The organism is Dyella terrae (assembly GCF_004322705.1).
Classification (GTDB): domain Bacteria; phylum Pseudomonadota; class Gammaproteobacteria; order Xanthomonadales; family Rhodanobacteraceae; genus Dyella_D; species Dyella_D terrae.
Map to the genome: position 1 here is coordinate 401,716 of NZ_SIZZ01000001.1, position 25,864 is coordinate 427,579.

Consider the following 25,864-nt stretch of genomic DNA (forward strand, 5'->3'; position numbering starts at 1 on the left):
CGAGCAATGACCCAGGATTACAAGAACACCATCAACCTGCCGCAGACGGAATTCCCCATGCGCGGCGATCTGCCCAAGCGCGAGCCGGGCTGGCTGGCCGACTGGGAGAAGGTGGGCCGCTATGCGCAGATCCAGGCGCAGACAGCCAACCGCGACAAGGTGTTCGTGCTGCACGATGGCCCGCCGTACGCCAATGGCGCGATTCACCTGGGTCATGCCGTGAACAAGGTGCTGAAGGACGTGACCGTGAAGTCGCGCCTTATGGCCGGTTTCCGGGCGCCTTACGTGCCCGGATGGGATTGCCACGGCCTGCCGATCGAAATCGCGGTCGAGAAAAAGCACGGCAAGGCGGGCGACAAGCTCGACGCCGTGGCCTTCCGCCAGAAGTGCCGCGAATACGCGCAGCAGCAAATCGATCTGCAGCGCGGCGACTTCAAGCGCCTGGGCGTGCTGGGCGACTGGGAAAACCCCTATCGCACGATGGATTTCAAGTTCGAAGCGGACATGATCCGCGCGCTGTCGCGCATCGTCGCCAATGGGCACGTGGTGCGCGGTGCCAAGCCGGTCTACTGGTGCTTCGATTGCGGCTCGGCCCTGGCCGAAGCCGAGATCGAGTACGGCGACAAGGTCTCCCCGGCTGTCGACGTGGCCTACGACGCGCTTGAGCCGAAGGCGCTTGCGGCGAAGTTCGGCGTGGATGCGGGCGATGCCATCGTCGCTGTGCCGATCTGGACCACCACGCCCTGGACACTGCCGGAAAGCCAGGCCGTTTCGCTGGGCGAGGATCTCGAGTACTCGCTGGTCGAAGGCGTGTCGCGTGGCGGCCAGCGCGTGCTGTTGGTGATCGCTTCGGCGCTGGTCGAGAAGGCCATGCATCGGTATGGGGTCGAGCAACCGAAGGTGCTCGGTCACGTGGCTGGCGCGGCGCTGGAAAACGTGCTGCTCCAGCATCCGTTCTACACGCGTGACATCCCCGTCCTGCTCGGCGACCACGTGTCGGCCGAAGACGGTACCGGCGCCGTGCACACTTCGCCGGATCACGGCGTGGAAGACTTCGTGGTGTCGCGCAAGTACGGCATCAATACGCTGAATCTCGTCGAGTCGCGCGGCACCTACTGTGCTGACACGCCGCCGGCGGGCGACGTCGTGCTGGCTGGCCAGCACATCTGGAAAGCCAATGACATCATCGTCAACGTGCTGCGCGATCGTGGCGTGTTGTTGGCGCATGCAAAGATTGAACACAGCTATCCCAACTGCTGGCGTCACAAGACGCCGGTGATCTTCCGCGCCACGCCGCAGTGGTTCATCAGCATGGAAAAGGAAGGCCTGCGCAAGACGGCGCTGGCGTCCATCAAGCAGGTGAAGTGGGTGCCTGGCTGGGGTGAGGAGCGTATCGCCGGCATGGTCGGCGATCGTCCGGACTGGTGTATCTCGCGCCAGCGTACCTGGGGCGTGCCGATCGCTCTGTTCATCCACAAGCGCACCCAGGAACCGCATCCGGATTCCGTCGCGCTGATGGAGCAGGTTGCCAGGCACGTGGAGAAGGGCAGCATCGATGCGTGGTATGCGCTCGACGCGGCTGAGCTGCTGGGCGACCAGGCCTCCGAGTACGAAAAGGTCACCGACGTGCTTGACGTGTGGTTCGACTCGGGCGTCACGCATTTCGCCGTGATCGGCCAGCGTCCGGAACTGCAGCAGGGCGATGCCAAGTCGTACAAGGTGATGTACCTCGAAGGTTCGGATCAGCATCGCGGCTGGTTCCAGTCGTCACTGCTCACGTCGACGGCCATCCATGGCCGCGCGCCCTACGATGACGTGCTCACCCACGGCTTCACCGTGGATGCGCAGGGTCGCAAGATGTCCAAGTCGCTGGGCAACGGCATCGAGCCGCAGGACATCATGAAGACCCTCGGCGCCGACATCCTGCGCCTGTGGATCTGTTCCACCGACTACCGCAACGAGATGTCCCTGTCGGACGAAATCCTCAAGCGCGTGTCGGATATGTATCGCCGTATCCGCAACACCGCTCGCTTCCTGCTGGGCAACCTGGACGGCTTCGATCCGGCGAAGCACCTGCTGCCGGTGGAAGAGTGCATCCTGCTCGACCAGTGGGCCGTGCAGCAGGCCTACGACACGCAGCAGGCGGTGGCGGCGGCGTATGATCGCTACGATTTTCCGGAGATCGTCCAGCGCGTGCAGAACTACTGCACCAACGAGCTGGGCGCGCTGTACCTGGATATCACCAAGGATCGCCTCTACACGATGCCCACCGACAGCCGCGGCCGTCGTAGCGCGCAGAGTGCGATGTACCGCATCGTCGAAGCGCTGGTGCGCTGGCTGGCGCCGGTGCTGAGCTTCACCGCCGAGGAAATCTGGAAGGCCCTGCCGGGCGAGCGAAGCGAAAGCGTGTTGTTCGAAACCTGGTATGAAGGCCTCACGCCCACCCAGGGCTCGCCGGAGCAGCGTCGCTACTGGTCCGACCTGCTGGCTATCCGCGAGACCGCCTCTCGCGTGCTCGAAGGCATGCGCAAGGCGGGCGACATCGGTGCCTCGCTGGAAGCGAAGCTCGCCATCCATGCCGATCCGGCACTGGTGGCGCGTTACACACCGGCTGCGGAGGAGCTGCGCTTCTTCTTCATTACCTCCGATCTGCGTCTGGACGTGGCCGGTGCGCAGCCCGAGAACGCCGTGCTCTCCGAGCTGGAAGGCGCCGATGTCTGGGTGTCCGCTACGGTAAGCAGCGCGATCAAGTGCGTGCGCTGCTGGCAGTTGCGCGATGACGTGGGCCACCACCACGAGCATCCGGAACTCTGCGGTCGATGCGTGACCAATGTGGAAGGAGCCGGCGAGGATCGGCGCTGGTTCTGATCGTGACCATTGACCCGTCTGCGCCTTGTCGCGGCGCGGATGGGGAAGGGCGCGCGGATATTTCTGACGGAACATCATGAGCATCAAACCCAACGCACTTTCCTGGCTGTGGCTGTCGATGCTGGTCATCGCGCTTGACCAGGTCACCAAAATCTGGGCGCTCGATGCACTCCAGCCGGCTGGCATGCCACATGAAGTCATCCCGGGCTTCCTGAACTGGACGCTGGCCTTCAATACCGGTGCCGCCTTTAGTTTTCTGGCTGACGGACAAGGCTGGCAGCGCTGGTTCTTCGTGGCGCTGGCCGTCGTCATCAGCGGCGTGCTCGGCGTCTGGCTCAAGCGCACGGCGCGCTCCGACTGGCGTACGGCCCTGCCGCTGGCCCTGATCGTTGGCGGTGCCGTGGGCAACCTCGTCGATCGGCTGCACCAGGCCAAGGTGACCGATTTCATTCAGGTCTATTACCGCGATTGGCACTATCCGGTCTTCAACGTGGCCGATTGCGGCATTACGGTGGGCGCCGTGCTGCTGATCGCCTTCGGCATGTTCACCGGCAAGGCCGCCGAGGGCGTGCGATAATTCCTGTCTGCGCGGCGACTTGCCGCGACTCGTCTGACCGCTGAGGCTGCTTCTTGGACATTCTGCTCGCCAATCCCCGTGGGTTCTGTGCTGGCGTCGACCGCGCCATTGCCATCGTCGAGCGTGCGCTGGAGGCCTATGGCGCCCCGATCTATGTCCGCCACGAGGTGGTCCACAATCGCTATGTCGTGGACAAGCTCCGCGCGGGTGGGGCGGTGTTCGTGGAGGAGCTGGACGAAGTGCCGGATGGATCCACGGTCATCTTCAGTGCCCATGGCGTGTCCAAGGCCGTGCGCGAAGAGGCCGACCGGCGAGGACTGAACGTATTTGATGCCACCTGTCCGCTGGTGACCAAGGTGCACATGGAAGTGGCGCGCCTCGGGCGCACCGGGCGTAGCGTGGTGCTGATCGGCCACGCGGGGCATCCTGAGGTCGAAGGGACCATGGGACAGTGGAATCCGGCCAATGAGGGTGAAATCCTGCTGGTCGAGTCCGTGGAATGCGTGACTGCCATGCAGCCCCGATTCCCCCACGCGCTGTCGTATGTGACGCAGACGACGCTTTCGGTCGACGACACCAAGGCCATCATCGCGGCATTGCGTGAGAAGTATCCCGACGTCGAGGGGCCCCGCAAAGACGACATTTGCTATGCGACGCAGAATCGACAGGACGCCGTGCGCCGCCTGGCCGAGGCAGTGGATCTCGTGCTGGTGGTTGGTTCCGTCAACAGTTCCAACTCCAACCGGCTGCGCGAGTTGGCGGAAAAGCAGGGCGTTCGCTCATTTCTGATCGACGGCGCAGAGCACATCGAGCGCTCGTGGCTCGACGGCGTGAGCCGCATCGGCCTGACGGCAGGCGCTTCGGCGCCCGAAAAACTCGTCCGCGATGTGATTGCTCGCCTTCAGTCGTGGGGTGCGGGTGAGGTGCGTGAGCTGGACGGTGAGGCGGAAACCATTATTTTTGCCTTGCCCAAAGAGCTGCGTATCGCCGGCAACAGCGGTTCCGCGCGCCTCTGAGGCGCGCCTGGCCGGCTATTACCGGCTGGAAAGGCCACAAAAAAAGCCCGCCATTGGCGGGCTTTTTTCTTGAGCTGGTGCCGGAAACAGGAGTCGAACCTGCGACCTACGCATTACGAATGCGCCGCTCTACCAACTGAGCTATTCCGGCAGAGAGCCGCGAATTCTACGTGGCGGCGACGGAAGGTGCAAGCCGTTCCGGCGAACGGATTTGCATGCGGCGTGAGACGAGGCGGTTGCGAAACGTCTTAAGAATCACGGATTGAGCAAGAGCCTTCCGTCTTTCTTTCGGGATGTGCCTGATACCCGTCTGGGGGAGGATCGCCCGACAATGCCTGCACGCTTCGGAACTTTCGGAATCTGCGATTTCGCTGCCCGGAGGGGCCGGCATCGGAAGGATCCGGTATGCGTCCATTCGACAGGTGCCTGAGGCCTTCAGGGCCGTCGGACGGCAAGTGTTCACGGAGCGGTCGGAGTGGTGGCATGGGGTGGACAGCCAGGAGAGCTGGAAGGACGGCGACATGGATGTCGCACCACCGGTGGTTGCGTACATGGCTCACGCGTCACCCGATGGTTCAGTCCAGGCACTACGCCGCCTGTCATGGTGGCAATGCGCACGTGCCGACATGGGCATCGGATGGGCAGGCGAGGGCGAACAGGCGACAGGCTCGCCCGTCGACCGCCAGGCCGTCGGCTTCGTACATGGCTCCGCTTGGCATTTCACCGGAAGGGTACGGGGCGATCTGGATCTTGTTGGGAGTGATCGCGTCCTGCGCCATATCCATGATCTGGATGCGCGCGCGTCACTTGCAGGCCCGTCGGCAATGCCATCTGCATCGCTCCCGGCTCAACGCTTCGTCCCATCCGCTGTATGTCGAAGACGACGACCGTCAGGTTCCCCATGCAAACCGCGCATGCAAGAAATGGCATGCCGATCGTGACGCGTGCGCTGGTGGCACTTCCGAGGCCATGGACGGCGAGACCTATGCGTGGGTTCCGCCCGGCTCAAGGACACCCGTGGAGCGCCCGTTTCCGACGGTGGAAACCGCTACAGCAGGGCGATTCTTCAATCAGACATTCCGAAGCCTGCGCCTGTCGGATAGCGGGATCGCATGGTTGGGTCGGTGGACGGACGATTCCGACGTGCGTGCTTTCAAGCTAGCCCTTCGCGCACTGGAGGACAGGCAGGCGCGTCTTGCGCAGATCATTCCCGGCGTACTCTTCCATTATCGACAGGAGTCGGGTGGTCCAGGCGGGTTCGTCTACGTGGCGGGTTCCGTGGAAGCTTGCTTCGGCAGTGCATCGGCACAATGGATGGACGACGCCGGATGTCCGCTTCGAGCCGTTCATCCCGATGATCTTCCCGAGGTCGATCTGCCCATCGTCGACCTGCTAAGCCATGGACGCCTGGCGAATGGTGAATTCCGGACATTGATCGATGGCGAGGAGCGGTGGTTGCGGGCCCACGTCAGCGAAGTCGCGCACGACGATGCTTCGGGAAGGGACTGGATCGGCTGCTGGCTGGACATAAGCGATGAGCGTCGCGAGGCCGAAAAGTGCCGCATCGCGCAATCCATGGCGGAGCGATCTGCCGAAGCGCGCATCCGCTTTCTCGCCCTCATGAGCCACGAAATACGCACACCCATGAACGGGGTGTTGGGAACGCTGGAACTGCTGGAGCATTCACGACTTGATGCGCGCCAGCGCAGCCTCGTTCGGGTCGCCGGCGAATCGTCCCGCACCTTGCTTCGGATCATCGACGACATTCTTGATTTCTCGAAGATGGAGGCGGGCCGCATGACCGTGGATCGAATGCCCTTCGATCCCAGGGAGCACCTCGATGAGGTTCTGGCGCCTCTCCTTCCCCAGGCGCGCAGCAAGGGGCTGGCGGTGCAGGTGGTTGTCGGTCGAAGCGTGGCAGGCATGCTGGTCGGCGACAGCGTCCGTTGGCGACAGATCATCTTCAACCTGGTGAGCAACGCGATCAAGTTCACCCGCGAAGGCAGTGTTCGGATAGAAATGCATGCCGAGCCCGCCAGGGATGCCAGTCAGTGCGTCGCGCTCCGTGTCGTCGACACCGGAATCGGCATCGCTTTGGAACGGCATGCGGAGCTTTTCTTTCCCCGGGAGCCATCGGCCGCCAAGCGGTCATGCGGCGGCACCGGCCTGGGCCTCGCCATTGTTCAGCGGCTCTGCAAATTGCTGGACCTGCAGCTGACGTTTGAGAGCGAGCCGGGCAATGGCACGAGCTTCGTCGTGTCCGGCGTCGTGCCGGTCGCAGAACAGCGCGTAACGTTTGGCGCAGTGCGCGGCCGTCGTATCCTCGTGCAGCATCCATCGCCTGCTGCCAACGAAGGCCTCGTGGAGCATCTGTTCGCGATGGGGGCAGAGGTCATTCTTTCCCCCGATGCATCGCTGATGTCAGATGCTCACATGCGAATCGACGTTGAGTCGCCGCAGGACGAGACAACGCGTACGCATTTGCTCCTGAGCGCGCGAACGGCAGCCACCGACGCCCATGCGATCCGCATCGATGGCGATCCTTCATCCTGGCGTGCGCTTTGTGACGCACTCGGTCGAATAGCCGGGTTGATCGAGGCATCTGAACACCTGGCGGGTCGGTCGCCTACGGCTCAACGAAGCATCTCGGATGGCCTTGCCACTCGACGCATTCTGGTTGTCGACGATCACCCGCTGGTGCGCGACGTGCTCGGCCAGCAACTTGAGCGCCTGGGCTGGACTTTTGATCTGGCCGAGCATGGGCGTATGGCATTGCAGCGGCTTGAGGCGAGGGAGTACGCCATGCTCCTCACCGATTGCCACATGCCCGATATGGATGGCTACGAGCTGGCGACTCGAGTGCGCGCCATGCCATCGGGTGGCCGGATACCCATCATCGCCCTGACGGCAAACGTCATGCCGGACCAGGTCAGGCGATGCCTGAAGGCGGGCATGGATGACGTCATATCCAAACCACTCCGCCTCAAGGTGCTGGGTGACAAGATCGACGCATGGATGAAGTCGGGCAGGGGCGGCCTGATCGAATCCGGCGATAGGGCAGGTGCAGATCAAAAGCACGACACATTCCTACGTGTGCATTGATATTCGCTAAGGAGATTCAGAAACGTCGCATGGAAACCCGTTCTGCATGGACGCAAGAATCCTTCAAAGGGTGCCTGGCCGCGTGGGCAAATGGTCGGCTCGGGTTGCCTTCGCGCTGCTTCTGGCACGCGCAGGTGGAGCGTGCCGCGTGACACGCAGCGGAGCATCGTGAGGACAATAACCAAAATAAGGAAAGGAGTTTGCTCATGACCGTACCTGCCGATCAAAGCATCCGAATCATTCTTGCGGACGATCACCCCATCATTCGCAAGGGCGTGCTCGCCGTGCTCGAAGGAAGCGAGATTCAAGTAGTGGGAGAGGCATCGTGTCCTGTTGAGTTGCTGTCGTTGCTCGACAGGATCGAATGCGATGCGGTGGTCACCGACTACGTGATGCCCAGTGACAGTTCGCCCGATGGCATTCGTTTGATCGAGCGCTTGCGCTCGATGCGACCGCAGCTTCCGGTGATTGTTCTTACCATGTTGCGAAATGTCGGCCTCCTGCAGGCCTTGCTCGCGACTGGCGTGCGTGCCATTGTCGATAAAAGCACGGCGATGTCCGAAGTGCACACGGCCATTCGATTGGCAACAGCCGGACACATTTTTGTCAGTTCAACTTTCGAGGGGAGACTCGCGCGGTTCGGTGCCCATTCGGTCAGTCGCCTGACCGATCGGGAAGGCGAAGTCATTCGCTTGCTCGTGGCCGGCATGAGTGTCACTGAGATCGCACGCAAGCTTGATCGAAGCGTCAAGACCGTCAGCAAGCAGAAGACCGACGCGATGAAGAAGCTCGGGCTGCGCTCCGACATGGAGATTTACGCCTACGCGGTGGAGGCTGGTTACTGATTCACAGGGCGCCCGTCGGGGAGGGCGCCCGCTTCTGAAACGGCCGTCATGGAAGTGGACGGTCCGTGTTTCGCCAATTACACAGGGACGCCAGAATATGTTCACTGCAATCATTGTCGACGACCATCCGATGATTAACGGGGCCGTTCGCGGCTTGTTGGAGAAAGTGGGGGAGTTTCGCGTGCTTGCCGAATGCACCAGTGGCACGTCCGGTCTGGCTGCCGCGAGGGAGATGCGGCCTGACTTGCTGATCATCGATCTGGACATACCGCTGCTTGGCGGCGTCGAAGTCGTCCATCGACTTCGACAGTCGGGCGAGAGCATGGCCATCCTGATGATTTCCGCGGGCGATGAAGTCGTCAACGGCGTGCGTGCGTTCCGCGCGGGAGCCGATGGATTCGTGCACAAGAGTGCTGCGATGACGGACATCAGTATGGCGTCGCAACTGGTGGTGCGTGGGAAGATCTATTTCGATAAGGAAATCATGGCGGCTGCCGCGAATGTCATCACGGTAGGCCAGGGTGGTCCACTGAGTTCGCTGGGAAAGCGGGAGTTCGAAGTATTCCGGTGTCTCGCGCAGGGCATGTCGAATATCGATATCGCCCGCCACATGATGATCAGCAACAAGACCGTCAGTGCACACAAGAAAAACGTGATGGACAAGCTGGGGCTTGCCAACATTCGTGACCTGATCGATCTGGCCCGAAGCAGCCGCATTCTTCGCTAGCCGGTCATGCCCGGCGCAGGTTCGGGGGCATCGTGCGGCAGAAGGATGGCGTGCGCATCCAGCTGACATGTCGCAGGCGTGACATTCGGCCAGCTAAGCCAGCGACCTTACAAAATCGACGAACGCGCGAAGCGGAGCGGGCAAATGCCGGCGTCCGGGGTAATAGAGATACGGCCCGGAGAATGTCTGCCACCACGGCTGCAGAATCGGTTCGAGTGCACCACTGTCCAGATGGGGTTGGAGCCATTCTTCGAAGAGATGGACGATGCCGAGGCCACTGACGGCAGCATCGACCTTCAGGTCCACGCCCGCACCCAGGCGCACGAGCAAGGGTCCGTCGGGATCCACTCGGATCACCTCGCCATCGCATTCGAATTCCCAGGGTGGAATGGACCCACTGTTGAACTGTCCTCGCAGGCAGGCGTGCTGCAGCAGTTCGCGGGGATGTGCGGGGCGACCATGCGCGTCCAGATACGCCGGCGCCGCCGCGGTTGCGAAGCGTTGCCTGCGTGGACCGATGGGAATGGCGATCATGTCCTGCTCAAGTCGCTCGTCATAGCGAATCCCTGCATCGCACCCTGCCGCCAGTACATCGACGAAACTGTCCTCGACGATGACTTCCAGCTTGATCTCCGGATAAGTCGCCAGGAAGGGCGTGATGATGGGCGGAAGCGTAAGTCGTGCCACGCTGGCGGGTACATTTAGCCGCAGGGTTCCGGTTGGACGGTCACGGAAGCTGTTCACGATATCCAGCGCCGCTTCGACTTCACCCAGGGCCGGCAGCAGGCGCTCCGCCAAGCGCGCGCCCGCTTCCGTGGGCGTCACGCTGCGCGTGGTGCGATGGAGCAGGCGGACGCCCAGTCGGCTTTCGAGGCGCCTTACGGCCTCACTAAGGCTCGATGCCGACGTCCCACTGGCCCTTGCACCATCCCGAAATCCTCCCGCGCGTACTACCGCGAGGAAGGCGAAAAGATCCTGCAGCTGGTTGTTCATTGTTTTGATATCCGTACAGCCTGTATGGATTTGACCGGATTATCGCGCAATGACGGCACGCCTATAGTTTTCCGGTACCCGTTTCGACCCCTTCATTGCGTGGAGCCTCTATGAGCAAGCTGATGAATTCCGGAACCTTTCGTCTTGGTGATGCCGCCGTGGCCCGCATGGGGTATGGCGCCATGCAACTGGCCGGGCCGGGAGTGTTCGGGCCTCCCAGGGACCGGGCCGCCGCCATGGCCGTGCTGCGCGCCGCCGTGGAGGCGGGCGTCAACCATATCGACACCAGTGATTTCTACGGGCCCCACATCACTAACCAGATCATCCGGGAAGCCCTCCATCCCTATGCGGATGACCTTGTCATCGTGACCAAGGTCGGCGCGCGGCGCGGCGACGACGCCTCGTGGTTGCCCGCACAGAGCCCCGACGAACTGCGCAGCGCCGTTCATGACAATTTGCGCAACCTTGGCCTCGACGCACTCGATGTCGTCAACCTGCGCATCATGGGCAATGTCTTCGAGCCCGGCGAAGGTTCGATTGAGCCCCAGTTCACCGCGCTGGCCGAGTTGCAGCAGCAGGGCCTGATCCGACACCTTGGCCTGAGCAACGCTACGTCGACGCAGGTGGCCGAGGCGAGCCGCATCGCGCCGGTGGTGTGCGTCCAGAACCATTACAACCTGGTGCATCGACGGGACGATGCCCTGGTCGACGACCTGGCGGGCAAAGGTATTGCCTTCGTGCCGTTCTTCCCGCTTGGCGGTTTCTCGCCGCTGCAATCGGATTCGCTCGACGCGGTCGCTGCGGGTCTGCGGGTGACGCCGATGCAGGTCGCGCTCGCATGGCTGCTGGCCAGGTCGCCCAACGTGTTGCTGATCCCTGGCACGTCGTCAGTGGGGCATTTGCGCGAGAACCTGGCGGCCGCGGACCTTGTGCTCCCACCCGATGTGTTGAATGCTCTGGAGCGCATCGCCGCGCACTGACCTCGCCGTACGCGAGCCGCCCATGTCACTATGCGCGGCTCTCATACGGGATGGACGTCGACGATGCGCCGTGGAAAGCAGGGACTGCTGTGGGGAATGTTGCTGTGTGGCGTGATGGCATGCGGCTGGGCGGCCGATCGCGCCCCCGCGACTGCGGCGCGCAGTTCCACCATCGCGCCGCCGCCGCCCGTGGCCGGCGTCGTGCTGCCGGACACCGAATCGTTTTCCCTCGCCGGTCCGCACGGTCGCACCTATCCGATCTGGGTCGCCTTGCCGGCCCGTTACGCCGAGCACCCCAACCAGCGCTACCCCGTGCTCTATGTCACGGATGCGCTGTACAGCTTTCCGCTCGTGCGCAGCCTGCGCAATCTGGTTGGGCAGAAAGGCGTCAACATCGAAGACTTCATCCTGGTGGGGCTTCCGCCTCAGGAGGGGCTGACCTCCTTGCAAAGTCGTTCGCGCGATTACACGCCGACCGTGCCCAATCTGAGCGATCCGGACAACTACGGTGTTCCCGAATACGGCGACGCCGCGACATACCGTGATTTTCTGGCCGATACGGTGCTGCCGCAGATCGATACGCGCTACCGTACCGATTCTTCCCGCCGTGCCTTCGCTGGCCATTCGTATGGCGGGCTCTTCGGTGCCTTCGTGCTGCTGACGCGTCCCGCGATGTTCCACACGTACATCCTGTCCAGCCCGTCGCTGTGGTACGACGATCACGTCATTCGCAAGTTCGAGGAAGCGTATGCGCGTGACCATCGCGTACTCGCCGCCAACGTGCTGCTTTCGGTGGGCAGCTACGAAACGGTGAAGCCGGGCCCGCGCTATTTCCGGCACAACGATCTGCTGCGCGACAACAACGAGTTCGCCAGGCGACTGCGAACCCGGGGCTACCAGGGCCTGAAGGTGAGTACTTCCGTCGTCCAGGGCGAGGACCACTTCACTGTCTATCCCGCCGTGCTCACGCGTGCCTTGCTGGCCACGTTTCCGGGGACCGGGCCTTACGTGAGTGGGTGACGCTTCGCACCTGTTCCGGGACCGCGGGCCCATCGGCACCTTGCGGTGAGCTACTCCTTCGATGGAATTCAGGGCCCGCTGCACCGGCCTTGAACGGACTTGAGCCCCCTCATGGCCGGTCACCAAAACCATTGGTTGACAGTGCCGACTGCCTGCCTGCACTTTAAGGCGCTTGGATGGCGCGCAGGGGCGCGCCACGTGTCGAGTCACAAGGGGGCAGGGGTGGTTTGCGTTCGGAGCCTTACGACCGAATTTGCGTTGCAGAAGCACGAAATTTCGTGAGGGGACAGGATGTCGTCATCCCCCTCGCCATCCGTTGAAGCATCGAGCGCGACTCAGGGACGATCGGCAGCACTTCAACCGCAAATACTTGCTCCGTGGCGCCCATGGCTCTACGTCGGGCTGCTTTTGCTCGGGCTGGCCGTTGCCATAGGGGCGGTGGTCTGGATCATTGGCCAGCATCGTCGCGAAGCCGTCCAGGCAGAGCAGCTGAAATTGCGATCATCCCTGGCGCTTGCCGCAGCGGCAACGAATCGTGACCTGCAGGATATTGACCTGGCATTGGCCAGCATCGGGCGGCACCTGCTCGTGCTGGATGCCACCCACGGCGATCTCCATGACGCCGACGTCTCCATCCAACTGCGCGAGGAACTGATCCACCAGACTGCCGTGCTGCCGTCGGTGGTCAGCATGAACGTGCTCGACAGCCAGGGTATGTGGGCGGTGTCATCGCAGACCCTGCACCCTTCGCCAGCCTTGCTGGGCGGCACGTTGCAGTTGTGGAACGAGGCGATTCGCACACCCATCACGCGAACCTTCCTCATGGACGCTGGTTCGTCGGATCTGTGGGGCATGCCAAGCCTTGCCGCTGGTCGCGTGGTCCGGTCCAGCGACGGGCGCATTCTTGGCGTGGTCGTTGCCTATCTGTTGAAGCGCACGCTCGAACGGCCTTTCAGTACGCTCACCGCCGAGTCGATCTCCTCCGTGGTTTCTTTGCCCAACGGCACGGAATTGCTCAGTCACCCGGATATGTCGCCTGGCATTCCGGACTGGCTCCTCGCCCCGTGGAGTCACGCCGTGGCGCAGGACGGTGGCAACTTCGAGGCCGTCGACGATCGCGGGCAGCGCTGGCTGGTGACGGTGCTTGGCACCAGCAACTCGCTGGTGGTCTACACGGCCATGAAGCCCATGGCGGCCATCCTGGCGGGCAGGGCGGGCTTCGAGGCCGTGGTGATTGCCACGGCCGCCATCGGTCTGCTGATTGCGTGCGCGATGTTCGGGCTGTGGATTCGCCAGCGCTGGATGACGCACCAAAAGGGCATCTCCGAATGGCATGCCCAGCACCGCTTTCTGGAAACCCTGACCCACGACCAGGCGACCGGTTTCCTGAATCGGCCGGGGCTCGAAGAAGTGTTGCGCGACGAGCGTCGCGAGCCTCGAGAGATGTTGATGCTCAGCATCAATCGACTCCAGGCGGTATCGCGCTCGCTTACTCACCAGGCGAGCGAACGCATTCTTGCCGAGATGGCCGAGCGCGTTCGCAGCGTGCTCGACGACGACGACGTGGTGGGACGGCTCGCCACGGAGCACTTCGGCATCGTGCGTTACGGCGACGGTGCGGAGGCGCTTGCCCGGCAGCTGCTGCACGTTCTGCAACCACCGTACGCCTTTGGCGAACGCGAGCTGGCACTGAATGCCTCCATCGGCATGGCCAGGCTTGCGCGGCCTGGTGACTGGGCACAGTTAATCCAGGATGCGACATCCGCGATGTATCGCGCCCGGGAAGCGGGCGCTGGCGCCCATCGCTGGTTCGAGTCTGCCGCCGATCGCCCGCGCCAGGAGCGCGTGTCGATCGAACAGGACCTGCGCCGCGCGATCGGAACCACTCAGCTGTACATGATGTACCAGCCGATCTGTCAGCTGCGCCAGGATGCGGTCACCGGTTTCGAGGCCCTGTTGCGCTGGCACTGTCCACGCCGTGGCCAGGTACCGCCGGATGTTTTCATTCCCATTGCCGAAAGCACCGGATTGATGCTGCCCATCGAGCGCATGGTGGCCCGTTCGCCGTTCGACGCGGCGGCGCAATGGCCAGATCAGCTCGCGCTGTCCATCAATCTTCCCGCCTACGAATTCCGCGACCCTTCGTTGCCCGAGCGCGTGCGCGACAGCATCGCGCGCACCGGCATCGATCCTTCGCGTTGCTACTTCGAGGTGACCGAGTCGGCGCTGCTTGAAGACGATCAGGTGGTGATCTCGGTGATGCGGCAGCTCAAGGCACTCGGCGTGAAGCTCGCGCTCGATGATTTTGGTGTCGGTCATGCGAGCCTTGGCTATCTCTATCGTTTTCCCTTCGATCGCATCAAGATCGACAAGAGTTTCGTCCAGGCGATGCACAAGGAAAGCATGGCGGCGGATATCGTCGGCGCCATCGTCAACCTCAGCCACAAGCTGCATTTTGAAGTCGTCGCCGAGGGCGTCGAAACCGCAGAGCAGCTTCGTCAGGTGAAGGACATGGGCTGTGACTATGCGCAAGGTTTCTTCATCGGCCACCCGCTTGAAGAAAGCGAGGTGAAGCATTTTCTCGCGACGCGGCCGGGTTTCTGACGGAGTACCCGGCGAATGGGTTCATTGCCCGATCATCTGATTCTGGAGGGTATGGCGCCCGGCAAGCCGGTTCACCTCGAGCTGCCTGTGGCCGATGGCGCCGGTCTGCGCGCTTACCTGATGCGGTTCGATACTCAGGCCTTCGATGCTTCGGCATTCGCGCAACACGGCGTGGCGCAGCCGCCTTCGATTTCCCGCAGCGTGCCCAAACGGCAGGCCGAGTACTTCCATGGCCGCCTCATGGCGCGGCATGCACTATCGGCGCTGGGACTCGACGTGGGCGACATCGGCATGGGTGCGTCCAGGCAACCGCTCTGGCCTGAAGGCATCGTTGGCAGCATCTCGCATGCCCATGGCGTGGTCGGTGCCGCCGTCGAGCGTCGCGGACCTCGTTCGGGCATTGGCATCGATATCGAACGGGTCGCCAGCGCGGAAGCGTGTCACGCGCTTTCGGAAACGGTGGTCAACGACCGTGAGCTGACGTACCTGAAGCGCGAAGTCGCGATGTTGTCGCTGGATCTTGCGTTGACCACCGTGTTCTCCGCGAAGGAAAGTTTCTTCAAGGCGGCATTTGACGTGGTGGGCCACTACTTCGATTTCAGTGTGGTTCGACTTATCGATTTTCAGCCGGGCCGTGGCACGATGCGCCTGCAACTGACGGAGCACCTGTGTGACGCGTTCCGCCAGGGTGATGTGATTGACGTCGGTGCATGTCGGATTGCCGGCAACATGCTGCTCACTCATATCGCGTGGTAAATGCAACGTTGTCGATGCCCGAACAGGACGTGCTGGGATAAGCTTGATGGCATCGACAGGGGAAGGCACATTCATGGGCAAGCGTAGGACGTTCGGTCCGATGGGGCGCGCGTGTGCATTCGCGTGGGTGGCTTTGTCGTTCTCGGCGCACGTCGCCGCGGATGCCGCCAGGCCGGCGCCTTTGATTACGGATGAGATCTATACCAAACCGGTTCGCCTGGTCGATATTGGCCAGGGCCAGCGCCTGAACCTCTATTGCCAGGGCTCGGGTTCGCCCACCGTCATCCTTGATGCCGGCATGAGTGACTCGATGGTGTCCTGGGCGCTGGTGCAGCCTTCGCTTGCGAAAATCACCCGGGTTTGTTCGTTCGATCGCGCGGGGCTGGGTTTCAGCGATCCGGCGCGGCGAACCAGTACGCCGGTCAATCAGTCAGAAGACCTGCATGCCTTGCTCAGGGCGGCGAAGGTGATGCCGCCGTACGTGATGGTCGGCCACTCGATGGCAGGCATGAACGTGCGAGTGTTTGCCGATAAGTATCCCGCCGACGTGGTGGGAATGGTGGTGGTCGAAGGTTCGCACGAGGATCAGTCGGTGCGCGGCTGGGCCATTGGCGAGGAAGGTGCGCAGGCTAAGTGGGATGCCTGGCTGAAGGAAACGCATGCCTGCATTGCCGAGGCTCAGAAGGGTCTGATCGAGGGCTCGCCCATGTATGCCACATGCCTGGGAACGAGCGATACGCGCATTAGCGATGCCATCAACCAGGCGCGGACCCGGCGTGAAGTTTTGCCGGCATATCAGGCGGCCGCGGCATCCGAGCGTGAAAACGTCTTCTACGAAAGCGCCCGCGAGACGCGCGCGACGCGCAAGGATTTCGGCAGCATGCCGATCATCGTCCTGACGCATTCGCCTTTTCCCAAGCGCGATGACGAAACCCAGGTCGAGCGCAACCAGCGGACCCTGCTGTGGGAGGATATGCATACGCAGGTGGCGAGCATGTCTACGCGAGGCATCAACATCATCGTGCCCCATAGCGGCCACTACATCCAGTTCGACAAGCCACAGGTGGTGATCGATGCCATCGAGCAGGCGGTAGGCATCGCGCGAAGGAAGTGACTTGCTGATGTGCAAGACGGTTGGTACGCGGCTTGCCCGGGAAATTCCTCAAGGTCGGCCCTGCGCGGGCCGATCCCGGCGACAGTATCGGTCGGCGGAAAAGCCTTCGAAGGAACCCATGGCATGGATCGACGCAGCGTTTTGAAAGGTGGCGTGTACGGGGTCCTCGCCCTGGGAGCTTCTCCGTGGGTGTCGTCGGCGAAACCGGTCGCCGGCAAGCAGGACAAGTTCGCTGACCTCGAGCGTCGCTTTGGCGGCCGGCTGGGTGTGGCGATACACGACCTTGAAACCGGGCAGAAGGCAGGGCACCGCCAGGACGAGCGCTTTCTTATGTGCAGCACGTTCAAGCTGCTCGAGGCGGCGGCCATCCTCGCTCGCGTGGACAAAGGGGCTGAGTCCCTTGATCGCAGGATCGTATTTGGGCCGGATGTGCTGCTGTCGCACGCGCCGATCACCCGGCAACATGCAGGTGGCGAAGGCATGACGGTCGGTGAGTTGTGCCAGGCGGCCATCACCGTGAGCGACAATACGGCGGCGAATTTGCTGCTGGAAAGCCTGGGTGGCCTGATGGCTTTCAACGGCTTTCTGCGGAGCCTGGGTGATCATGTGACCCGGCTCGATCGCAACGAGCCCACATTGAACGTCGCCCATGGCGATCTGGACACGACATCGCCAAAGGCGATGCTCGGGAGCGTCGAAAAAGTCATGCTGGGCGATGCACTGTCACCCGCATCGCGCGAGCAACTCGCCGCGTGGATGAAGCAAACTACGACGGGATTGACCGCCATCCGTGCGGGACTTCCCCCGGCATGGCTTGCTGGCGACAAGACCGGTCGCGGTTCGCACGGCGAGACGAACGACATCACGCTTGCCTGGCCGCCCGGCCGCAAGCCGGTGCTTATCGTGGCCTACTACGCCCATCCAGATGTCAGCGACGATGTTCGCAGCCACGTGTTGGCGGAGATCGGCCGGATGGTTGTTGACGGTTGACGCTCACTCTCATCGGGGCGCGTTCGTATGCTCGGGGGCACCTTTCAGGAGGTCAGTCCGGTGGTCGGAAGCGAGCAGAACATAGCGTTCATACTGGCGAAGCACGTCAGCGATGATTTCTTCGGGACGAAGATAGCTGATCACATAGCCTTCGCGACCGTCGGCGAAGAACGTTGATATGTCGTACGTGTGCGGTTGCTCCGAAGCCGGTTCCGCGGCATCGCGTGGCAGAAAGCTGGGGGCGGTTTTCTTCAGCACATGAACGCCATACACGAAGTCACGCTGGCTGGCCGAGGGAATCGAGAGCTGTACGACCTCATCCGAATCCTTCACGACGCGTGCGACGACATCCGACGTGCGAAGTTCGTTGGTCACCGTCTGAAGCGCCGGAGTGACGACCTGACGAATGAACTGCTTCGCGTCCTCCTCAGTGTGGTCTTTGAGCATCCGGGACAAGCGAAGGCGCCAGTGCTGCCCCGTCCAGAACTGGGTCGCGGGCGCCATGCTTTGTGAGTAATGCGCGTCGTCGGCCATCAGTCCGCGCCAAAGGCCATAGCAGAGTGCGAGCATCACCACGGTGACTGGTAGCGCGGCGATAAGCGTCACGGCCTGGAGCGCCTTCAAACCGCCGGCGACGATCAGTACCACCGCCGTGACACCGAGCAAGGTGGCCCAGAACAAGCGTTGCCAAACCGGAGACTCCGGCGCGCCCCCCGAGGCAATGGAATCGATGACAAACGCGCCGGAATCGGCCGATGTCACGAAGAACACGCCGACCAGGATGATGGCCGCAACAGACAGTATCGACGTCATCGGCAAGTATTCGAAGAACCGGAAGAGCAGGGCATCGACATTGGCGGCCGTCTGGGTCAACGCGCCCGCGGCCGAGTGCGTATCGAGCCAGATGGCACTGTTGCCGAACACGGTCATCCAGATCAGGTTGAACGCCGTTGGTACCAGCAGCACGCCGATGACGAACTGTCGAATTGTTCGGCCGCGCGAGATGCGCGCAATGAACATGCCTACGAACGGCGACCACGAAACCCACCACGCCCAGTAAAGGATTGTCCAGTTCGCGAACCAGTCCTTTTCGTTCGGCGCCTTGTAAGCGTATGTGTGGAAAGAAAGCTCTATCAGGCTGGAGAGATAGTTCCCAAGATTGTCTCCGAACGCGCGAAGCAAGAAGGCGGTCGGGCCGGCAATCGCCACGAACAGCATCAGCGCAATCGCCAGCATCAGGTTCATTTCGGACAGCCGCCGCACGCCTTTGTCGAGACCCGTCGCCGCCGACAAGCCAGCCAGCGCTACGACGACAGCAACTAGCCCGAGCTTGAATCCCAGCCCGTCCACCTGCCATCCGGCAACCAGGTGCATGCCGGCGCTCATCTGCATGACGCCAAAGCCCAACGTAGTGGCAATGCCTGAAATCGTGCCCACCAGCGCAAAGGCATCCACGGCATGACCGAGCACGCCATTCACGCGTTCGCGCAAGATGGGGTAGAGGCCCGAGCGGAAGGTCAGGGGAAGGTTGTAACGAAATCCGAAGTACGCCAGCACCAGTCCCATGACCCCGTAAACGGCCCATGCGCTGAAGCCCCAGTGGAAGAACGTCATCAGCATGGCTTCGCGGGCCGCTTCCGGCGTCGCCGCCACGGCGTTGGGCGGAGAGACAAAATGCTGGATCGGCTCGCCGACACCGAAGTACATCAAGCCAATGCCCATGCCCGCCGCGAAAAGCATGGCGGTCCATGATACGAAGCTGAACTCCGGAGCCACGTCGTCAGGGCCCAGCTTGATGCTGCCGAAGCGACTGAGTGCGACAACAAGGAGGAAGATCACGAAGATCGCCACCGACAGCACAAAGAACCAGTCAAATCGCGCAATCACCCACGCCTGCGCAGCCATGAAGCGCGCGCCCGATGCGGCCGGCCAAAGTGAGCAGACAAGCAGGAGCAGTCCGACGACGATCAATGACGGCACGACCACGGGTGCCTTGAAGGTGGTGTGGTGTGTTCGCTGTGGAGTTTGCATTGAATCATTCCCGTCAATGCCAGGGAGCGGGCTCCATACACCGCCATGCAGTCTGGCGATAACGCCTGACTCCCGATGACAGGGGGCGCGACTAGGGCCGCAAACTGCGCCTAAGCCGCAAGACCCGCAAGCCACCTTAAGGCTTTGTCTCATGGGCGTTCAGGCCCGGTCTCATCTCGGCCCAAGTTTGGCACGCATGAGGCCGCCGCGAAACGATGACGTGAAGATTACGCGACGATTCAACGAGCCCTGCGCGAACGATGGAGTCCCAGCGTCGCTATGAGCATCAGAATCGCGGCGGCGACGAACAGGACATTCGTTGCGATCCTCTGGTACGCAAGTACGCCGGCCACGCCGCCAGCGAGGAAAGAGAGCACAGTCTGGGTATGCAGTCGCAACCGGGTGACGTGGGCCGCCAGTTCGGTACGCGGTTCGCGTCGCCGCGCGATATCGAACAGCATGCTCAGGCCTATCCCGATGTCCGTCGACATGCCCGATACATGTGTTGTACGCACGCGAGCATCGGAAATCTGAGTCACGACGGCATTCTGCAGGCCCATGAGAAACGCAAGTCCAAGCACCAACATCGGCCCCCGTTGGGCGCCCGGGAGCGCCAGTTCGGCGGCCCCAAGTGCGGCCATCAACAGGGCCTCGATCATCACGACCCACGCGTAAATGCCTGGCATCTGACGCCGGCGTCCGGAATTGATCACCAGTGATGAAAACGCCGCGCCGATGATGAAAACGATGATGATTGCAAGATAGAACACGCCGATCATCCAGTCCGCGCGGGACGCATGATCGGACAGGGCCGATACGTTGCCGGTCATATTGGCTGAGAAGAAGCCCACTGCATGGAAGGCCGCGGTATTCACGGCGCCGGCGATCGCCGCGAGAATGCAGGCAAGACGCCGATCCGTCGCGTGGTCGCGCGCAGTTCCCTGGCGAATGAGCATCGTGGCCTCGTGCATGGGGTATCGGCGCCCACCATTCTACTGTCCCTCGCGCCGGTAGAGGCGTGGTGAATGGCCCCGTGCCACGTCGCCCGTCAAACCATGACCTATGGCGATCGGGCGGCATTGGCACTTGACAGTCGTTTGGCCGTCCAAAAGGATCGGCATACCCCAATCCGGCGCTGGATATCCCCATGGCCCGTCTGTTCCGGTGGTCCCCGTTGGTGCTCGCGCTCGCGTTATGCATGCTGCCGATAAAGTGTCTCCAGGCCGGGGAGCGCAAGGCGGGATCGATTGAATCCACCGTCAAGACGTTGCATACGACCGATGGCAGAAGCGTGCGGTACGAAATAGGCACCCTCTATGTCCCCGAGAATCGCAAGGTCGCGCATAGCCGGCTGATCCCGGTGGGGTTCGCGCGCATTCGCTCCTCCGGGGCAGCGGTTGGCGTGCCTCCGGTATTCTGGTTGCCTGGTGGGCCTGGCCTGAGCGTCTTGCATGATTTCGAAGGCAAGACAGAGAGTGCACAGGCGCGCGTGGCGATGTGGGAGCGATTCACCCATGTGGCGGATGTCGTCATCATCGAGCAGCGCGGCTATACGGCCATGGGGGAAATGCTCCGAGCCAACAACTCGCCACTTCCGCTCGACGAGCCGGAAACGCCGGCAGCCAAAATTCGTCGGTACGCTGCCTTGGCGGAAGCCGCCCGCAAGGCGTACCCAGCTGCCGACCTTGCCGGTTACACCATCGCCGCATGCGCCGACGACGTCGACGATCTTCGCCATGCGCTGGGCTACCGGCAGATCAGTCTTTTCGGAGGCAGCTTTGGCTCTCAGTGGAGCATGGCCGTCATGCGGCGGCATCCGGACCGAGTGGCGCGCGCCGTGCTCTCCGGTGTCGAGCCGCTGGACAACGGCTATGACATGCCCTCGCACGTCTACGCCGCCATGCAGCGCATCGCCTTTGACGCCGATCGCGATCCCGGCCTCGCACCGTGGATGCCCAAGGGAGGCTTGATGGCCGCGGTTCGCGTCGTTCGCGATCGTCTGGCCAAAGCGCCGGTGACGATCGACCTCGTCGACCAGGCCACGGGCAAGTCACAGCGCGTCACGCTCGGCGTGGGCGATTTCCAGCAGTTCCTTGTCGACAACTCGTCCGTGGCCGATGACTGGCCGGCGCTGGTGCTGGCGATCTATTACGGGCACTACACGTCCTGGGCAACTTCAGTAGCCCGGGATCGACAGCCTTCGGCGGTCACCTTGATTGGCCCCTTGATGGACCAGAGTCTTGGCGTCAGTGCAGCACGCGAATTTCAGATGCGGACCGATCCGGCGCTGGACATGCTGGGTACCTGGAATTTTGAGCCCTATCTGGGCTCAAGGAGCGCATGGCCGACGCCGGACATGGGCGATGAATTGCGGTTACCCGTTACCACGACCATCCCCGTCGTTTTCGTGCACGGCGATTTCGATACTTCCACCCCCGTGGAAAACACGCTGGGGCTGTTGCCTTACTTTGTTCGTTCCCACGCGATCATCGTGCATCGTGGCGGTCATGACGGTACGTTCTATTTGTTGCGTGAAGACAGTGGCACCAAGGCGGCGATCTATCGTTTCCTCGGCACCGGAGTGATGCCTGAGCTTCCATCAACCATTGATGCCCCGAAGATCGTTTTCACCACGCCAACGTTCCAGCCTTCGCCGCAGGTTGCCGATGGGCACTGAATCACCCATCGCCACACGGCCGGAATGTTTCGTTGCGATCGTCGCGATCAAGCGCTGAATAGAGATGAATGCCAATGTGACGCAATGTCATCTGGCGCGTGCGATTTGCGTCGGTGCGACGACAAGATGTTGTCGTCAGGATCGCGCAAGCTGTCTCGCTTCCATCCGCTTAGCGTGCGCTTAGCCTGCGCGTAGCTTGCGTTGTGTTTCCTGCGGAAGCAGCGCTATCGACAGAACCTTCGCCGCTTAGCCATCACTTTGAAATCGCCTGAAATCGCATCATGCCAATGGCCGATGGCGCCTGCGTTTTCTCGCGCGTAAGGTGCGCGAACGCATGGGCAATCCATGCGTACTAGCGAAGGCGTTCATCGGTGCCGCCGATGTGCAGCCTTGCCAGGGGGCGCGGTCACCTAACGCAATACGGGAGGCCATAGTCATGAAGAACCGACTGCTTTTAGCGGTGGCAGTCATGGCGTTCGCTACGAGCGCCATGGGTGCAACGCCAGTCACGCTCAAAATTCAGAAAGGGGCAACGACGACACCCGTGTCATCGCAGATAGGCGGGGCGCCCATCACGGCCCTTGAACAGGACCCGGCGATGTCGGGAGGTGATGCCGATTCAGGCGATGGTAACGACCTCGGTGACAAGCCCGTCACCAATCGCTCCATTGCGCATGGTCGCGCGGGTGTGAATCGCATGGGCAACGCCAAGCGCGCAAAGTCCAGCCCAGAACTGCTTGGTGGATTCGATGGACTCAACTTCCATGATCAGCGCTACTCGAACAACGGCAATCAATTCTCGGTCGAGCCGCCGGATCAGGGGCTTTGTGCGGGTAATGGCTTCGTCCTCGAGAGTGTCAACGATGTGCTGGCGATCTATGACAGTTCGGGGCATCAGCTTGTCGGTCCGGTCGATCTGAATACGTTCTACGGTTATCCGGCAGCGATCAATCGCAGCAATGGCCAGTACGGTCCCAGCATCACCGATCCATCGTGCTACTACGACGCCTCGACGAAGCGCTGGTTTCAGGTGGTCTTGACGCTCGATCGCATCGGGACAACCTCCGCGTTAGCCGGCACGAATCACCTGGATATCGCCGTCAGCCAAACAGCCGACCCCACGGGCGCCTGGATCGTGTATCAGCTTCCCGTGCAGAACAACGGCACGCAAGGTACGCCTGATCACCAGTGCGACCTTGGCTTTTGCCTCGGCGATTACCCGCATATAGGCGCGGATGCCAACGCGATCTTCCTGACCACCAACGAGTTCTCGTTCTTCGGCGACGGCTTCTACGGCTCGCAGATCTATGCCATTTCCAAGAAAGCGCTCGCCTCGTGGTCGGCGGCGGTGAATGTCGTGTTGTTCAATGGCGGCGATCCGAGCATTCCCGCGCCGGCCTTCACGGTCTGGCCGGCCGTCTCGTCCGGTGGGCAATATGCCGGCGCGCATGGCGGTACCGAGTATCTGCTCAGCTCCGACGCGGTGTTCTACGACTCGGGCGTGTCGAGCACGATCTGGTTGTGGGCCGTGTCCAACACGCAGGCGATCGATAGCGCACCCGGCACGTTGGCATTGAGCGTGTCGTCCGTCGGCGTGCAGCAATACGCCGTTCCGAGCAGCCTGGCCCACCAGAAGCCTGGCAGCACGCCATTGCGTGATTGTTTTGCCGTGCCAGGGTGTGCGCCGAACTACCTCGGCTATCCGAACCACGTCTATCCCGCGCCGCGCGACCTGGCGGTCAACGACTCACGCATGCAGCAGGTGAGCTATGCCAACGGGAAGCTGTGGGGCACCCTGGATACCGACGTTTTGCTCGGTGACGGAAGCCATGGTTCGGGCATCAATTTCTTCGTCATCAACCCGAACTCCGGCGGACTGTTCGCCAACGGCACGCTGTCGCTGCCTGATGCGAATCTGACCTACGGCTCGGCTGCCGTAACGCAAAGCGGGCGTGGTGTCATCGCGTTCACCGTCGTCGGGCCCAATGACTACCCGAGCGCGGGCTATGCGAGCTTCGACGCCAAGATCGGTGCCGGCGATGTCCATCTCGCGGCCGCTGGCGCCGGCCCCTGGGATGGCTTCACGGGTATCCCCTACCTGGGTGGCGACCGTCCTCGCTGGGGCGACTACGGTGCGGCTTCGGCCGACGGCAATACGATCTGGATTGCTTCGGAGTACATCGCTCAAACGTGCACGCTGGCGCAGTACCTGACCGCTCCGTTGTTCCAGTGTGGCGGAACGCGGGGTGCGTTGGGCAATTGGGCAACGCGCGTGTCGGCCATTGGGCTCTGAGTCGTACATGTCGCGACAGGAAGGGGCGCGGTCGCGGGCCGCGCCCCTTTTACCCGGTTCAGTCCTGACGTTGTCGCGCGGAGTGGACTATGCGCGACAGGAGCAATCCGAACATCAAGGGGATGAACAGTGCATACGCATACTGGCCCCTCGCGACGCCGATGCCATACGGGAACCAGATGCCCGGGACGCCAAGGGCATTAACCTCGGTGGCGAACAGGCCGATGCCGACGAGTACTGCGGCGAGGGCAGCCAGACAGGCGCCGAGCGCTTGGGTTCGAATCACGCCCAGTAGGATGATCCACGCATAGATCGCTGCAAATGCGATACGAGCGCCGGTGGCTGCAGCCTCGGCCATGGCTTTGATTGCATGCGGGCCATCCATCCAAAACCACGGCCGAGCGATCCATGCAGTGAGCATGTAGATGGCGGTGAGCCCAGCGATAGCCTTGCCAAGCCAGCGCAGGTCGTCGATGCGAAACCATTCGCGCCAGGCAAGCGTCCATGTTGCCAGAACAAGTGGCCGGAGCAAGATCATCACGCCGATGTCGGAGCTGCGCAGGCTAAGGAAGTGGCCCCAGTAGTACAGCACCTGATTGAGGCGCAGAAGGGCGAGCAGGCACAACGCGGCGATCATCCACCCATAGCGACGACTTGTCCGTGCGATGGCGAGTGCGGCCGCGATCATGGCCAGCACGACAAAGCCCAGCGGCTCGATGCCATCGGCAACGTAGCCCCAGAAAGTCGTCATCCACTGTGACCGGACAAGATGATCGATGCTGTCGGCCTGGCCGATGACCGGCGCGACGTGCAGGCCGCCGCTTTCGTCACCGGCGTCCACCGGATCCATCCAGACGCGGAACGCGATGTCGTAAGTCTGTGGGCCCGAGCCGGACGACGGTAGGGGGAATACGGTGGGACGCACGCTATAGGCAGTCGGCGTCGCGCCGGAGAAGTCGCCGGGGCCACCGAGCCGTTTGCCGTTGACGTAAACCTGATACGTCGAGTCGACCAGGGTCGGGCCAGACATGGCCAGCGGCACGCCCTTGTCGCTTTCGACGGTGACACGGATGCGGTACCACGCATAACCCGTATAGCCGGCGTGTCCGCGCCGACTCCAGCCAGCGACGTAACCGGTGATGCCTACGTCGCCATCATGGGCACCCGGCGCTGGCGTAAGGTCGACCGCTTCCCACCCGCTGTCGTCGAACCCGGGCGAAGACCAGCGGGGATCATCGCCCACATGAAAGCGCCACGTGGCATTCAGCGCT

The 25,864-nt window shown here is 62.3% G+C and carries 19 protein-coding genes and 1 tRNA gene; 14 read left to right on the forward strand and 6 right to left on the reverse strand.

The window, feature by feature from the left end; translation table 11 throughout:
- Positions 1-6 precede the first annotated feature (6 nt).
- The 3 genes from ileS to ispH all read left to right on the forward strand — a co-directional run bounded on the left by ileS (position 7) and on the right by ispH (position 4,461).
- Positions 7-2,868 (forward strand): isoleucine--tRNA ligase, encoded by a 2,862-nt coding sequence (ileS, locus tag EYV96_RS01985; RefSeq protein WP_131149845.1) that lies wholly within the window; start codon positions 7-9, stop codon positions 2,866-2,868.
- 76 nt (positions 2,869-2,944) lie between these two features.
- Positions 2,945-3,445: a signal peptidase II gene (lspA, locus tag EYV96_RS01990; RefSeq protein ID WP_131149846.1), complete on the forward strand. Its 501-nt coding sequence runs from the start codon at positions 2,945-2,947 to the stop codon at positions 3,443-3,445.
- A gap of 53 nt (positions 3,446-3,498) precedes the next feature.
- On the forward strand, positions 3,499-4,461 hold the full coding sequence (gene ispH / locus EYV96_RS01995) for a 4-hydroxy-3-methylbut-2-enyl diphosphate reductase (RefSeq protein WP_131149847.1): 963 nt from the start codon (positions 3,499-3,501) through the stop codon (positions 4,459-4,461).
- A 75-nt stretch (positions 4,462-4,536) separates the two neighbouring features.
- On the opposite strand, the gene EYV96_RS02000 is transcribed toward ispH, so the two are convergent.
- A tRNA-Thr gene (locus tag EYV96_RS02000) sits at positions 4,537-4,612 on the reverse strand.
- A 448-nt stretch (positions 4,613-5,060) separates the two neighbouring features.
- Positions 5,061-5,246 (reverse strand): hypothetical protein, encoded by a 186-nt coding sequence (locus EYV96_RS18695; protein ID WP_165488554.1) that lies wholly within the window; start codon positions 5,244-5,246, stop codon positions 5,061-5,063.
- A 646-nt stretch (positions 5,247-5,892) separates the two neighbouring features.
- Here EYV96_RS18695 and EYV96_RS18700 point away from each other — a divergent pair.
- The 3 genes from EYV96_RS18700 to EYV96_RS02015 all read left to right on the forward strand — a co-directional run bounded on the left by EYV96_RS18700 (position 5,893) and on the right by EYV96_RS02015 (position 9,135).
- Entirely contained in the window at positions 5,893-7,563 is a 1,671-nt protein-coding gene (locus EYV96_RS18700; protein WP_165488555.1) for a response regulator, read from the forward strand.
- A gap of 206 nt (positions 7,564-7,769) precedes the next feature.
- Entirely contained in the window at positions 7,770-8,408 is a 639-nt protein-coding gene (locus EYV96_RS02010) for a response regulator (protein ID WP_131149849.1), read from the forward strand.
- Positions 8,409-8,505: 97 nt separating this feature from the next.
- Entirely contained in the window at positions 8,506-9,135 is a 630-nt protein-coding gene (locus EYV96_RS02015; RefSeq protein ID WP_131149850.1) for a response regulator transcription factor, read from the forward strand.
- A gap of 93 nt (positions 9,136-9,228) precedes the next feature.
- On the opposite strand, the gene EYV96_RS02020 is transcribed toward EYV96_RS02015, so the two are convergent.
- Positions 9,229-10,128 (reverse strand): LysR family transcriptional regulator, encoded by a 900-nt coding sequence (locus EYV96_RS02020; protein ID WP_131149851.1) that lies wholly within the window; start codon positions 10,126-10,128, stop codon positions 9,229-9,231.
- A 110-nt stretch (positions 10,129-10,238) separates the two neighbouring features.
- Between EYV96_RS02020 and EYV96_RS02025 the strand changes: the two genes are divergently transcribed.
- From EYV96_RS02025 to bla, 6 genes are all read left to right on the forward strand, one after another.
- Positions 10,239-11,108, forward strand: coding sequence for an aldo/keto reductase family oxidoreductase (locus EYV96_RS02025; RefSeq protein ID WP_131149852.1), 870 nt, complete (start codon positions 10,239-10,241; stop codon positions 11,106-11,108).
- A 63-nt stretch (positions 11,109-11,171) separates the two neighbouring features.
- Positions 11,172-12,128 carry an alpha/beta hydrolase gene (locus EYV96_RS02030; RefSeq protein WP_240732314.1) on the forward strand — a complete coding sequence of 319 codons (957 nt, stop codon included), beginning with the start codon at positions 11,172-11,174 and terminating at the stop codon, positions 12,126-12,128.
- Positions 12,129-12,419: 291 nt separating this feature from the next.
- Positions 12,420-14,732 carry a putative bifunctional diguanylate cyclase/phosphodiesterase gene (locus EYV96_RS02035; protein ID WP_131149853.1) on the forward strand — a complete coding sequence of 771 codons (2,313 nt, stop codon included), beginning with the start codon at positions 12,420-12,422 and terminating at the stop codon, positions 14,730-14,732.
- 15 nt (positions 14,733-14,747) lie between these two features.
- On the forward strand, positions 14,748-15,488 hold the full coding sequence (locus EYV96_RS02040) for a 4'-phosphopantetheinyl transferase family protein (RefSeq protein WP_131149854.1): 741 nt from the start codon (positions 14,748-14,750) through the stop codon (positions 15,486-15,488).
- 73 nt (positions 15,489-15,561) lie between these two features.
- The gene (locus tag EYV96_RS02045; protein ID WP_165488556.1) at positions 15,562-16,602 is read left to right on the forward strand and encodes an alpha/beta hydrolase; all 1,041 of its coding nucleotides are present in this window, start codon (positions 15,562-15,564) and stop codon (positions 16,600-16,602) included.
- A gap of 123 nt (positions 16,603-16,725) precedes the next feature.
- The gene (bla, locus tag EYV96_RS02050) at positions 16,726-17,592 is read left to right on the forward strand and encodes a class A beta-lactamase (RefSeq protein ID WP_131149856.1); all 867 of its coding nucleotides are present in this window, start codon (positions 16,726-16,728) and stop codon (positions 17,590-17,592) included.
- Positions 17,593-17,601: 9 nt separating this feature from the next.
- Here the strand turns inward: bla and EYV96_RS02055 are convergent, their stop codons facing one another.
- Both EYV96_RS02055 and EYV96_RS02060 read right to left on the reverse strand, forming a co-directional pair.
- The gene (locus EYV96_RS02055; RefSeq protein ID WP_131149857.1) at positions 17,602-19,623 is read right to left on the reverse strand and encodes a BCCT family transporter; all 2,022 of its coding nucleotides are present in this window, start codon (positions 19,621-19,623) and stop codon (positions 17,602-17,604) included.
- Positions 19,624-19,862: 239 nt separating this feature from the next.
- Positions 19,863-20,594 (reverse strand): YoaK family protein, encoded by a 732-nt coding sequence (locus EYV96_RS02060; protein WP_205746067.1) that lies wholly within the window; start codon positions 20,592-20,594, stop codon positions 19,863-19,865.
- A gap of 227 nt (positions 20,595-20,821) precedes the next feature.
- On the opposite strand from EYV96_RS02060, the gene EYV96_RS02065 reads away from it, so the two are divergent.
- Both EYV96_RS02065 and EYV96_RS02070 read left to right on the forward strand, forming a co-directional pair.
- A complete protein-coding gene (locus EYV96_RS02065; RefSeq protein WP_165488557.1) occupies positions 20,822-22,300 on the forward strand; it encodes an alpha/beta hydrolase in 1,479 nt (492 codons plus the stop codon).
- A 598-nt stretch (positions 22,301-22,898) separates the two neighbouring features.
- A complete protein-coding gene (locus EYV96_RS02070; RefSeq protein ID WP_240732315.1) occupies positions 22,899-24,593 on the forward strand; it encodes a hypothetical protein in 1,695 nt (564 codons plus the stop codon).
- A gap of 58 nt (positions 24,594-24,651) precedes the next feature.
- On the opposite strand, the gene EYV96_RS02075 is transcribed toward EYV96_RS02070, so the two are convergent.
- A complete protein-coding gene (locus tag EYV96_RS02075) occupies positions 24,652-25,836 on the reverse strand; it encodes a glycoside hydrolase (protein ID WP_131149860.1) in 1,185 nt (394 codons plus the stop codon).
- Between the last annotated feature and the right edge of the window lie 28 nt (positions 25,837-25,864).